The sequence below is a fragment of the Microbacterium sp. H6 genome (genome assembly GCF_003314775.1).
GTDB classification, from domain to species: Bacteria; Actinomycetota; Actinomycetes; order Actinomycetales; family Microbacteriaceae; genus Microbacterium; species Microbacterium oxydans.
In genome coordinates this window covers 3,084-14,004 of record NZ_QOAY01000253.1, presented here as the reverse complement: position 1 = coordinate 14,004, position 10,921 = coordinate 3,084, and the positions used below count along the sequence as shown (strand labels likewise).

The 10,921-nt window shown below is 68.3% G+C and carries 12 protein-coding genes; 5 read left to right on the top strand and 7 right to left on the bottom strand.

Going from position 1 to position 10,921, the window contains the following annotated elements; translation table 11 throughout:
- Window positions 1-148: 148 nt before the first annotated feature.
- Window positions 149-1,471, bottom strand: coding sequence for a bifunctional o-acetylhomoserine/o-acetylserine sulfhydrylase (locus tag DSP71_RS16035; protein WP_046749463.1), 1,323 nt, complete (start codon window positions 1,469-1,471; stop codon window positions 149-151).
- A gap of 197 nt (window positions 1,472-1,668) precedes the next feature.
- On the opposite strand from DSP71_RS16035, the gene DSP71_RS16030 reads away from it, so the two are divergent.
- From DSP71_RS16030 to DSP71_RS16020, 3 genes are read left to right on the top strand one after another with little or no spacing between them, the layout of a single operon-like run.
- Window positions 1,669-2,451 (top strand): SDR family oxidoreductase, encoded by a 783-nt coding sequence (locus DSP71_RS16030; protein ID WP_174799784.1) that lies wholly within the window; start codon window positions 1,669-1,671, stop codon window positions 2,449-2,451.
- Window positions 2,452-2,453: 2 nt separating this feature from the next.
- Entirely contained in the window at window positions 2,454-3,167 is a 714-nt protein-coding gene (locus tag DSP71_RS16025; RefSeq protein WP_046749462.1) for a uracil-DNA glycosylase, read from the top strand.
- Between the two features lie 4 nt (window positions 3,168-3,171).
- The gene (locus DSP71_RS16020; RefSeq protein WP_113681584.1) at window positions 3,172-3,789 is read left to right on the top strand and encodes a GNAT family N-acetyltransferase; all 618 of its coding nucleotides are present in this window, start codon (window positions 3,172-3,174) and stop codon (window positions 3,787-3,789) included.
- 35 nt (window positions 3,790-3,824) lie between these two features.
- On the opposite strand, the gene DSP71_RS16015 is transcribed toward DSP71_RS16020, so the two are convergent.
- The 6 genes from DSP71_RS16015 to DSP71_RS15990 all read right to left on the bottom strand — a co-directional run bounded on the left by DSP71_RS16015 (window position 3,825) and on the right by DSP71_RS15990 (window position 9,780).
- On the bottom strand, window positions 3,825-4,622 hold the full coding sequence (locus DSP71_RS16015) for an ABC transporter ATP-binding protein (RefSeq protein WP_061017283.1): 798 nt from the start codon (window positions 4,620-4,622) through the stop codon (window positions 3,825-3,827).
- Window positions 4,619-5,410 (bottom strand): ABC transporter ATP-binding protein, encoded by a 792-nt coding sequence (locus tag DSP71_RS16010; protein WP_113681583.1) that lies wholly within the window; start codon window positions 5,408-5,410, stop codon window positions 4,619-4,621. The genes DSP71_RS16015 and DSP71_RS16010 overlap by 4 nt, the downstream gene beginning before the upstream one ends.
- Entirely contained in the window at window positions 5,407-6,276 is an 870-nt protein-coding gene (locus tag DSP71_RS16005) for an ABC transporter permease (protein ID WP_113681582.1), read from the bottom strand. Before DSP71_RS16005 ends, DSP71_RS16010 begins: the two co-directional genes overlap by 4 nt.
- Entirely contained in the window at window positions 6,273-7,223 is a 951-nt protein-coding gene (locus DSP71_RS16000) for an ABC transporter permease (protein WP_113681581.1), read from the bottom strand. The genes DSP71_RS16005 and DSP71_RS16000 overlap by 4 nt, the downstream gene beginning before the upstream one ends.
- Before the next feature lie 17 nt (window positions 7,224-7,240).
- Window positions 7,241-8,761 carry an ABC transporter substrate-binding protein gene (locus tag DSP71_RS15995; RefSeq protein ID WP_113681580.1) on the bottom strand — a complete coding sequence of 507 codons (1,521 nt, stop codon included), beginning with the start codon at window positions 8,759-8,761 and terminating at the stop codon, window positions 7,241-7,243.
- A gap of 92 nt (window positions 8,762-8,853) precedes the next feature.
- Window positions 8,854-9,780: an alpha/beta fold hydrolase gene (locus DSP71_RS15990; RefSeq protein ID WP_113681579.1), complete on the bottom strand. Its 927-nt coding sequence runs from the start codon at window positions 9,778-9,780 to the stop codon at window positions 8,854-8,856.
- Between the two features lie 172 nt (window positions 9,781-9,952).
- Here DSP71_RS15990 and DSP71_RS15985 point away from each other — a divergent pair, with 172 nt between their 5' ends.
- Window positions 9,953-10,429 carry a carboxymuconolactone decarboxylase family protein gene (locus DSP71_RS15985; RefSeq protein WP_113681578.1) on the top strand — a complete coding sequence of 159 codons (477 nt, stop codon included), beginning with the start codon at window positions 9,953-9,955 and terminating at the stop codon, window positions 10,427-10,429.
- Window positions 10,426-10,921, top strand: a 496-nt coding sequence (locus DSP71_RS15980) for a tyrosine-protein phosphatase (protein WP_258546496.1), incomplete at its 3' end; no start/stop codon positions are given. The genes DSP71_RS15985 and DSP71_RS15980, both read left to right, overlap by 4 nt.

Genomic DNA, 10,921 nt, shown 5'->3' with positions numbered 1-10,921 from the left:
CGGGGGGTGCTGAGCGTCGATCATGGTCTCCTCGGGGCGGAGTCCCATTCTCGACGGAACCGCCTGTGGGTCGGCCGGGTGAGGCCGTCGCCGTCACACGTCGATGCCCCGGAACGCAGGGCTCCGGGGCATCGACGTGGTGCGGGGATCAGGCGCGGGCGGCCTCCGAGACGGCACGTGCTGCGGCGAGGGCCTGCTCGAGGTCGGCCTTGAGGTCATCGACGTTCTCGATGCCGACGGAGAGCCGGACCAGACCGGGAGTCACGCCGGCGGTCAGCTGCTGCTCGGGCGTCAGCTGCGCGTGCGTGGTGGACGCCGGGTGGATGACGAGCGAGCGCACGTCGCCGATGTTGGCGAGGTGGCTGAACAGCGACAGGCTGTTGACGAACTCGCGACCGGCCTCGACGCCGCCCTTCAGCTCGAACGACAGCACGGCTCCGACGCCCTTGGGGGCGTACTCGTTCGCCTTGGCGTACCACGGCGACGAAGGCAGGCCCGAGTAGTTGACGGTCGCGACGTCGTCGCGGCTGTCGAGCCACTCGGCGATCTCCTGCGCGTTCTGCACGTGCCGCTCGATGCGCAGCGAAAGGGTCTCGACGCCCTGGATGAGGTTCCAGGCGCTCTGCGGCGCGATCGCCGATCCCAGGTCGCGCAGCAGCTGCACTCGCGCCTTGATGATGTACGCGAGCGGGTCGCCCACAGCAGCCGTGTAGCTGGCGCCGTGGTACGACGGGTCGGGCACCGTGAGGCCGGGGAAGGTGTCGACGTGCTTCGACCACTCGAACTTGCCGCCGTCGATGATGACGCCGCCGATGGTCGTGCCGTGTCCGCCGAGGAACTTGGTGACCGAGTGGACGACGATGTCGGCGCCGTGCTCGAACGGGCGGATCAGGTACGGGGTGGCGATCGTGTTGTCGACGATCAGAGGGACGCCGTTCTCGTGCGCGATGTCGGCGACGGTGCGGATGTCGAGGATGTTGATCTGCGGGTTGCCGATCGTCTCCGCGAAGAACAGCTTCGTGTTCGGACGGACGGCGCGGCGCCACTCCTCGGCGTCGTCCTGGTTCTCGACGAAGGTGACCTCGATGCCGAGCTTCGCCAGCGTGTACTTGAAGAGGTTGTAGGTTCCGCCGTAGATCGAGCTCGACGCCACGAAGTGGTCGCCGGCCTGGGCGATGTTGAGGATCGCGAAGGTCGATGCCGCCTGGCCGCTCGCGAGGACGAGCGCCCCGGTGCCGCCCTCGAGCGCGGCGAGACGCTGCTCGAGCACGTCCTGCGTCGGGTTCTGGATACGGGTGTAGATGTTGCCGAACTCCGCCAGCGCGAAGAGGTTGGCCGCGTGGTCGGCGCTGTCGAACACGTACGAGGTGGTCTGGTAGATCGGCGTGGCACGCGCCTTGGTGACCGGGTCGGGGGCAGCGCCGGAGTGGATCTGCTTGGTCTCGAAGCGCCAGGACTCGGGTGCGGACATGTGATTCCCCCAGAAGTGGTCGGAAGGTCGGATGGCGGATGCCGTTGCAGCGACAGTACGGAATATCGGCGCTTGTCAACAACAGGTGGGAAATGTGACGTAACAGAGGGGAGCCCCGGAATCACGCGGCGGGAGGGTTCCACGACAGCGCCGTGGGGGGAGCTCGCAATCGGGGGAGAACGCCGTACGGTGGAGGCATGGTGAACAGACGAGCAGTGGTGACAGGTGCGAGTTCGGGCATCGGCGCAGCGACGGTGCGTGCGCTCCGTGCCAGGGGATGGGACGTCGTCGGTGTGGCACGCCGCGCGGATCGACTGGCCGCGCTCGCCGCGGAGACCGGGGCTTCGGCCATCGCCTGCGACCTGACCGATTCGTCCGCCGTCGAGGCGCTCGTGGGCGAGATCGAGCGATCCGGCCCGGTCCACGCTCTCGTCCAGGTCGCCGGTGGCGCCCGTGGCACCGATCGCATCGAGGACGCGTCCGTCGAGGACTGGCAGTGGATGTTCGACGCCAACGTCCTGGCGAGTCAGCGTCTCGTCGCGGGCCTGCTTCCGCTGCTGCGCCGTGCGGCTGCCGCGGACGGCCACGCGGATGCGCTCTTCGTGACGTCCACTGCCGCGCAGACCGCGTATGCCGGAGGTGCGGGCTACAACGCGGCGAAGGCTGCGGAGGGGATGCTGGTGAAGGTGCTCCGGCAGGAGCTCAACGGCGAGCCCATCCGTGTGGTCGAGGTGGCTCCGGGAATGGTGCACACCGAGGAGTTCACGCTCAATCGGCTCGGCGGTGACCCCGTGGCTGCGGAGGCGGTGTACGCCGGTGTCGAAGCCCCGCTCGTGGCCGATGACGTCGCCGACGTGATCGCCTACGCCCTGGAGTCTCCCGGCCACGTGAATCTCGACCTGATCACGATGCGTCCGGTCGCGCAGTCCGCACAGCACCTGCTCGCCCGCGGGCCGCTGCGCGTGCGATCGGCCGATTGACGATGGCGCAGACTCTCGCGGAGCTCGCCGCCGAGGGGCGGATCGATGAGGGATGGGCCGAGGCGCTGGCCCCGGTGCAGGACACGATCACCGCGCTGGGTGAGCGCCTCCGTGCCGAGCAGCAGGCAGGGCACGGCTACCTCCCGGCGGGTGGGAATGTGCTCCGAGCGTTCCAGCGGCCCCTGTCGGACGTGCGGGTGCTCATCACAGGACAGGATCCGTACCCCACTCCGGGGCACCCCATCGGGTTGTCGTTCGCCGTGGATCGCGACGTGCGCCCCCTGCCCCGCAGCCTTGCGAACATCTACAAGGAGCGGCAGAGCGATCTCGGGATTCCACCGGCACCGCACGGAGACCTCACCGCGTGGAGCGATCAGGGCGTCCTCCTGCTCAACCGGGTGCTCACCGTGCGCCCCGGCGCGGCGGCGTCGCATCGAGGCTGGGGGTGGGAGAAGGTCACCGAGCTGGCCATCCGCACCCTCGTCGCCCGCGATCAGCCGCTCGTCGCGATCCTGTGGGGCAGGGACGCGGCGAACCTGCAGCCTCTCCTGGGCGAGACGCCGGTGATCTCTTCCGCACACCCCTCGCCCCTCTCCGCCAGCCGTGGCTTCTTCGGGTCGCGACCGTTCTCCCGTGCCAACACCCTTCTCGAGGAGCAGGGTGCGGCGGCGGTGGACTGGCGAGTGGATGGCGAAGGCCCTCTCTCCCTAAGCTGAGCGCATGCAATTCGAGCCGGGGGACCGTCGCCGCGTTCTCCCGCGCCATCTCCGACCTGCCCCGGCCCCCGAGGTCTTCTCCTATGCGATCCGCCCGGTCCGCCCGGCGGATCTGCCGCACGTGCGTGAGATATACAACCACTTCGCGAGCAACTCGGCCGTGACCCTCGACGAGCGCCGCAGCAGCATCCCCTACTGGCGTGAGAAGTACGCGCTGCTGACCAGGCTGCAGCTGCCGTTCCTCGTGGCGGTGTCCCCGGGCGGCGAAGTGATGGGCTACGCGCTGGCGCAGCCCTGGGCGGGGAAGAACGCCTACAAGTACACGGTCGAGGACTCGATCTACCTCGGTCCGGGAGCCGGGGGCAAGGGGCTCGGCGCGGCACTGCTGCAAGCACTCATCGACGCCTGCGAGCAGATCGGTCTGCGCGAGATGGTCGCGGTCATCAGCGATCATGGCGCCGAGGCGTCGATCCGACTGCACGAGAAGCTCGGCTTCGTCGAGGCCGGACGGATGGGGCGGGTCGGCTACAAGTTCGGCAGGGACCTCGGCACCGTGTACATGCGTCGTGTGCTCACGCCGACGGGGCGGCGACGAGGAAAGCTGTTCGGCGCGCGACGCTGATGCCCGGAGGGGCGCACCCCGTTCACCTCGTCCGCTCAACCGCCCGGCGGGGTGGGGATGACGGGGATCGCCGCGAGCAGCCTCCTGGTGTAGTCCTGCGTGGGGTGCAGGAGCACATCGCTCGTCGCGCCCCGTTCGACGACGCGCCCGTCCTTCATCACGACGACCGTGTCGCAGAGGTTCTGCACCACGCCGATGTCGTGAGACACGAGCACGAGTGTGAGGTTGCCCGTGCGTCGCAGCTCGATCAGCAGCTCGAGGATCTGCGCGCGCACGGTGACGTCCAGGGCGGACAGGGGTTCGTCGCCGACCAGGACCCGCGGACCGTGGACGATCGCCCTCGCGAGCGCGATCCGTTGACGCTGCCCGCCGGAGAACTCGTGGGGATACCGGTCTGCCATGTCGGGCTCGAGGCCCACCTGGGCCAGTACCTCGCGGACGCGCGCGCGGTGGTCGCCTTCGACGCCGAGCGCCCACAGCGGTTCGCGGACGATCTGGCCTGCCGTCATGCGCGGGTCCAGGGACGCGTAGGGATCCTGGAAGACCAATCCCGTCTCCCGCCGCAGCCAGTGCAGGGACTTCGCGGGAGCGGATGCGTCCACGGCACGTCCGTCGACCGTCACAGAGCCGGATGTCGGGCGGTCGAGTCCCAGCAGCAGTCGCACCAAGGTGGACTTGCCCGATCCCGACTCGCCGATGATGCCGACCGCTGACCCCTCGACGATGTCGAGGTCGGTCGGGGCCAGGGCGGTCACGGTTCGGGCACGCTCGAACGCGGAGCGCTTCGGTGCGAAGAAGTCCCGGCCGAGGCCTCGTGCTTCGATCAGGCTCATGCGGTGCCCCCGTCCGGACGCCAGAGCGTGGCCGTCGCATCACGCAGCAGTCCCTGCGTGATCGGCGAAGCGGGACTCGACAGAAGGGTGGAGACCGGTGCGGCTTCGACGACCTTGCCGTGTTCGAGCACGACACCCTCGGTCGCGACCTGGGCGAGCACGGCGAGATCGTGGGTGATGAAGACCAGCGACATGCCCTCGTCCGCGACGAGCGTCAGCAGCAGGGAGAGGATCTCCGCCTGGATCGTGACATCCAATGCCGTGGTCGGCTCGTCTGCGATGAGCAGACGCGGACGACAGGCGAGAGCCATCGCGATCGCGACGCGCTGCCTCTGACCGCCGGAGAGCTGGTGCGGGTAGCGGTCGACGATCGACTCCGGGTCGGGCAGCCGCACCCGAGCCGCTTCCGCGATCGCCCGTTCTCGCGCCGCGCGGCGTCCGAGTCCTTCGTGGATGCGGATCGATTCCGCGATCTGGCGTCCGACGGTCCTGATCGGGTTGAGCGCGGTGCGGGGCTCCTGGAACACGATGCCGATGTCGTCTCCTCGGAGGCGCGCGAGCTCGCGGTCCGGCATCCCGATCAGTTCGATCCCTTTCCAGCGGATGCTTCCCCTGGCGGTCGCACCGTCGGGGAGCAGTCCCAGCACCGCGAGGGCGGTGAGCGACTTCCCCGAGCCGGATTCCCCGATCAGCCCGAGCCTCGCTCCGTCTGCGACCTCGAAGGAGACGCCGTCGACCACCGGCCGACCGTCGATCTCGATCACGAGGTCCTGCACCGACAGGCTCATGCGACCACCCCCGGAGTGTGGATCTCGGCGGAGCGGTGCCGCAGCGTCGGATCCGTCGCCTCGCGCAGACCGTCACCCAGCAGGTTCAGCGCGAGCACCGTGATCGTGATGGCGAGTCCCGGCCAGATGACCGACAGCGGATGCACCCCGATGTAGCGCTGGAGGTCGGCGAGCAGCAGGCCCCAGCTCGGATCGACCACGGAGGCGCCGAAACCCAGGTACGACAGGCCGGCCTCCGCGAGGACGGCGACGGCCATCGACCAGGACAGCTGCACGATGAAGACGGGTGCCACGTTCGGCAGCAGGTGGCGCACCAGGCTCTGCGCGGGGGTGAGTCCTGCGGCTCTGGCGGCGAGGACGAAGTCGCTCTGCTGCACGCGGCGCAGCTCCGGACGCGTGACCCTCGCGATGTTGACGCCGAAGCCGATGCCGACCGCCCAGATCACGACCCAGAGCGAACCGCCCCAGACAGAGGAGATCATCATCGCGATCAACAGCACAGGGAAGGCGATCAGGATGTCGACGAGCACGGCGACGGTCTCCCGCATCCACCGTGCGGTGAGCGCTCCGAGTGCGGCCAGGGCGATCCCCACAGCCGTGGCGATGATGCCGGCCCCCACGCTCACGAACACCGTCGTGCGGGCACCAGCCATCAGCAGACTCAGGATGTCGCGTCCGGTGTCGTCGGTGCCGAGGACGTGGGGCCAGCTCGGCGGCAGCCACCGATCGCCGATGTCCGAGGCCTGCGGATCGAACGGCGTCCAGAGGAGCGAGATCAGCGCGGTCATGACGATCACCAGGACGACGACGATGCCGAAGCGTCCTGTGGAGGTGTCCCAGAGGCGGGAGAGCCAGCGCGGATTCATGCGGACTCCCGCTGACGAGGATCGATCGCGCGGTGCAGGAGGTCGACCAGGAAACCGACGACCAAGACGAATCCGGTGAGGACGAGGAGTTCGCTCTGCACCTTGATCAGATCGCGCGTGCCGACATCGGCCACGAGCATACGGCCGATCCCCGGCAGGGTGAACAGCTGTTCGATCACGACGGACCCGACGATGATGCCGGCCACCTGGAGCCCGAGCACGGTGATGATGGAGAGGCCGACGGCGGGGATGCCGTGCTGGATGAGGGCTCGGGTACGGGTGAGACCCTTCGCGGCGGCGGTGCGGACGAAGTCATGTCCCGCTGCCTGCAGGGTCGCGCTGCGTACGAACCGCATGAGCATCGCCCCCTCGACGATCCCGATCGTGAGCGCGGGGAGCAGCAGCGACTCGATCGCCTTCCCCGGTGTGGACCAGCCGGTGCGGGGGAAGCCCTGGGGAGGAAGCCATCCCAGCCATACCGAGAACACGACGATCAGCATCATGCCGGCCCAGACGACGGGGACGGCGGCGAGCGTCTGGGCTCCGACGCTGAGCGCCGTCCCGCCGCGCCGATTGCGAAGAAGGGCGGCGAGGATCCCGAACGGCACAGCGATGACGACGGCGATCAGGAGCGACATCGCTCCGAGCGGAACGGTGACCTGGGCCTTGAGGAGGATCTCTTCGCCGACGGAGGCGCCGGACAGCAGCGATGTGCCGAGATCGCCGCGGAAGATGCCCCCGATCCAGTCGGTGTACTGGGCGAGGAGCGGGCGATTCAGGCCGAGGGATTCGCGGAGCGCTTCGACCTCGGCGGGTGAGGCCTGCGTGCCGGCGATGAGCTGTGCGACATCGCCGGGGAAGACGCGCAGCGTCAGGAAGATGAGCGCGCTCGACACGAGGAGCCCTGCGATGAGCAGGGCTCCCCGGACGAGCGCATAGCGGATCACGACGCGGTGATCGCTTGCTACTTCTCAGCGGAGACGGTGACGCCCGTGAGGTTGATGCGGGAGTTGATCGAGTCTTCGGGGAAGCCGGACACGATGGGGCTCACGGCGGTGATGGTCTCTCCGTTGTAGAGCCAATCGGCGGCGTGGTCTTCCGAGGCGATGCGCGCTGCCTGTGCCAGCAGGTCGGCGGACTTGTCGGGGTCGACCTCGGCCAGAGCTTTCGTGTACAGATCCTGCACCTCGGCGTTGTCGTAGCCGAAGTAGTAGTCGGGGTTGGCGAAGTTGCCGAAGTCGCGCGGCTCGACGTGCAGCACGAAGCTGAGGTCGTAGTCGTGGTTCGTGTACACGTCCTCCAGCCAGGTGGGGAACTCGACCGAGTTCACCTCGAGCGTCACGCCGACCTTCTTGAAGTCCGAGATCAGCACCTTGGGCACGGTCGTGCCGTAGAACGAGGGGATCGTGAGGGTCAGCTCGAGGTCCTCCTGACCGGCCTCAGCGAGGAGCTTCTTCGCCTTCTCCGGGTCGTAGGAGATCACGTCGGACAGGTCCTCGTAGCCCGGGTCGAGTTCGGGGATGGGCCCGTACAGTGCCGTGCCGGCGCCGACCGCGTCGATGAGAGCCTCATGGTCGATGGCGAGGCGCAGGGCTTCGCGCACCCGCACGTCGTCGAGCGGCGCCTTCTTGTTGTTGAACGCGAGAGTGGCCTTGTCGGTGGTGCGTCCCGTGGTGAGGGTGAAGTCCCCGGAGTCTTCGAGCTGAGGCGCGAGGTTCGGGTCGACGGCCGTGAGCACGTCGACATCGCCGGCCAGTGCGGCGTTGACGCCGGCGGTGAAGTCGGGGATGTACTGGAACTCGACCTGGGCGACGCCGGCAGGATCCCCCCAGTAGGCGTCGTTGCGCGTGAAGGTGATGGTGCTTCCCTTGTTCCAACGCGTCAGCGTGAAGGGACCTGTGCCGTTCTCCGCGGTCTTCAGATCGGTGGTGTCGCCGGACTTGAACACGAGACCGGCCGGGCCGGTGAGCGCGAAGAGGAAGTTCTGGTTCGGAGCGGACAGGGTGATCTGAACCGTGGTCGGGTCCGGCGCCGTGATCGCTGTGACCGACGCGAAGTCCGCGTTGCCCTGCACGGTGGCGTCCGTGCGCACGGTCTCGTACGAGGAGACGACGTCCGCCGACGTCAGCGGCGTGCCGTCGTGGAAGACCACGCCGTCGTTGAGGGTGAAGGTATATGTGAGCCCGTCCGAGGAGACCTCGTAGTCGGAGGCGAGACGCCCCTCGATCTCGTTGTCCTGCGTGCGCGTGACGAGGCCCTCGTAGATGTTGTCGATCAGGATCTGCTCGAGTGCCGCGCCGCTGGTGTGGCGGATGTCGAGGTTGGTGGGCTCGAGGACGAGGCCGACGTGGAGAGTGGCGCTCGGGTCGGGGGCGCCGGGTGAGCTGCTGGTCTCCGGCTCGGTGGTGCCGGAGCAGGCGCTGAGGATGACGGCGGTGGCCGCGAGGGCGGATATCAGCGCGAGACGTCGGGTACGTCGGAACATGGGTGTTTCCTCTCGGTGCGGCAACTGCTGTGTGCCGTGGAATCGAGCCTAGAGATGTGAGAAGGGGTCAGGGTCGGGTGTGGAACGGAACGTCATATTCCGAGGGCGGGCACGGCGGCGTCGATCAGACCGGCGAGGGCGACCGGCGCGGTCTCCTGCACGTTGTGGGTGGCGTCGAGCACGACCACCTCAGCCGCGGGGACGCGTCGCTGGAGCTCGACGGCGTCGGCTTCACTCACGAATCCGCGTGCGGCACGCACCAGGGTGACCGGTACGGTGACCGCGGTCAGATCATCCCAGCCGGTCTCGTGCAGCACCGACGGTGCGGTCGGGGACCCGGGGTCGTGGGCGGCGAGTGCCTGGGCGGCGAGGTGTGCGAAGTGGTGCTTCCACTCCACCCGCCCGTCCTCGCGCACTCGCGTGTTCAGGAAGACACCGCGCTCTGTCTCGGGTCGGGAGCCCCCGAACCCCAGTGAGATCGCCTTGTCGACGAGCTCGTCGCGTGTCGCGAAGTCGGTCGGGCCCGCGTAGAACTCGCGCAGCGCCGCCGGGCCGGCACTCACATCGATGCCGGGAGTGATGTCGACCACGATGAGCTCGGACACCAGATCCGGTCGCGCTGCTGCCAGAGCAGCGCCGGTGAGTCCGCCGAGGGACTGCCCGACCACGACCTGCGGCCCTTCCACCCAGGCGTCGAGCGCTGCGGCCACGTCACGAGCGAGTGTGCGCGGCGTGTAGTCGACGTCGTCCCGCCAGGAGGAGTCGCCGTGTCCGGCGAGATCGATCGCGAGCAGCGGCTGCTGCAGGGCGAGGGCGGTGTTGTCCCAGGTGTGTGCGTTCAGGCCGGCGCCGTGGAGCAGCGTCACACGCGGTGCTTCGCTACCGAAACGCAGGGCGCTCAGGATGCGGCCGTCGGCGAGTGGGAGGGTGAGGCGCGTGACCGGCGGAACCGGTACGCCGAGCGCTTCGGCCTGTGCGGGAAGATAGCTGAACTCGCTGTTGTCGATCGCCACCTCCACATTCTGCGCCCTCGGGAAGCGGCGTCGGAAATGCCGGACCAGTATGACAAGAGATTATTTCGTAACGTGTCGCATTATGTCGTATGAGGACTGGGTTTGATGGGCATATTGATCCAAGCTCCGGTTCGTCTGCGGCAGAGCTTCCCGCTCATCCGCCGAATATCATGGAGTCATGAGCGAGACGCGTGTGCACCTGTCCAAGACCGAGCCGGCCGCGTACCAGGCGCTTGACGCGTTCTCGAAGACGGTGGGCCAGATCTGCGCGGCCAACGGCATCGACGACCGTCTCAAAGAACTCGTCATGATCCATTGCTCGCAGCTCAACGGCTGCGCCTACTGTGCGCGGATCCACGTCGACAGGGCGGTCGCTGCGGGCGTCGACGCCGACACACTGACCCAGATCCCCACGTGGCGTGAGAGCGGTGTCTTCAGCGAGCGGGAGCGCGCCGCTCTCGAACTCGCCGAGGCCTTCACGTTGATCTCGGAGGACGGGATCTCCGACGAGGTGTACGACCAGGTCGGAAGCGTCTTCACCGAGAAGGAGTACGCGGCGCTCAGCTGGGCATGCGTCTCGATCAACGCCTTCAACAGGATCGTGATCGCCGGCCGCTACCCGGTGCCCCCGCGAGGACCGCAGGCGGCGGGATGATGATCCTCGTCGTCGAAGGGGTCTCCAACGTCCGCGACGTGGGAGGCATGCCGGCGGAGGGCGGTCGGATCCGCTCCGGCGTCCTCCTGCGCTCCGGACAGCTCTCCGGAGCGACCACCGCGGGCGCCGCCGCGTTGCGGGAGAGCGTCTCGCACATCGTCGACCTGCGAGACGGCGAAGAGGTCGCAGCCGAGCCGACGGAGATCGACGGGCCGGACACCACCCACCTCCCGCTGTTCCTCGGATCCGTCCGTTCCTTCTTCGAGGCGGACACCAGTCTCGACGACCTCTACCTCCACCTCCTCGAAGAGAGCGGGGAGCGGCTCGTCGCGGCTATCCGCATCATCGCGGCGAGTGGGCGCACGCTGGTGCACTGCACTGTGGGTAAGGACCGGACGGGCGTGACCGTCGCCCTCGCGCTCTCCGCGGTCGGTGCGGATCGGGAGGCCGTCATAGCCGACTACGCGCTCACCGAGTCTCAGCTGCCGGCTC

Coding starts and splice junctions, on each gene's coding strand:
- DSP71_RS16035 (WP_046749463.1), bottom strand. CDS start 1,471: ATGTCCGCACCCGAGTCCTGGCGCTTCGAGACCAAGCAGATCCACTCC.
- DSP71_RS16030 (WP_174799784.1), top strand. CDS start 1,669: ATGGTGAACAGACGAGCAGTGGTGACAGGTGCGAGTTCGGGCATCGGC.
- DSP71_RS16025 (WP_046749462.1), top strand. CDS start 2,454: ATGGCGCAGACTCTCGCGGAGCTCGCCGCCGAGGGGCGGATCGATGAG.
- DSP71_RS16020 (WP_113681584.1), top strand. CDS start 3,172: ATGCAATTCGAGCCGGGGGACCGTCGCCGCGTTCTCCCGCGCCATCTC.
- DSP71_RS16015 (WP_061017283.1), bottom strand. CDS start 4,622: ATGAGCCTGATCGAAGCACGAGGCCTCGGCCGGGACTTCTTCGCACCG.
- DSP71_RS16010 (WP_113681583.1), bottom strand. CDS start 5,410: ATGAGCCTGTCGGTGCAGGACCTCGTGATCGAGATCGACGGTCGGCCG.
- DSP71_RS16005 (WP_113681582.1), bottom strand. CDS start 6,276: ATGAATCCGCGCTGGCTCTCCCGCCTCTGGGACACCTCCACAGGACGC.
- DSP71_RS15995 (WP_113681580.1), bottom strand. CDS start 8,761: ATGTTCCGACGTACCCGACGTCTCGCGCTGATATCCGCCCTCGCGGCC.
- DSP71_RS15985 (WP_113681578.1), top strand. CDS start 9,953: ATGAGCGAGACGCGTGTGCACCTGTCCAAGACCGAGCCGGCCGCGTAC.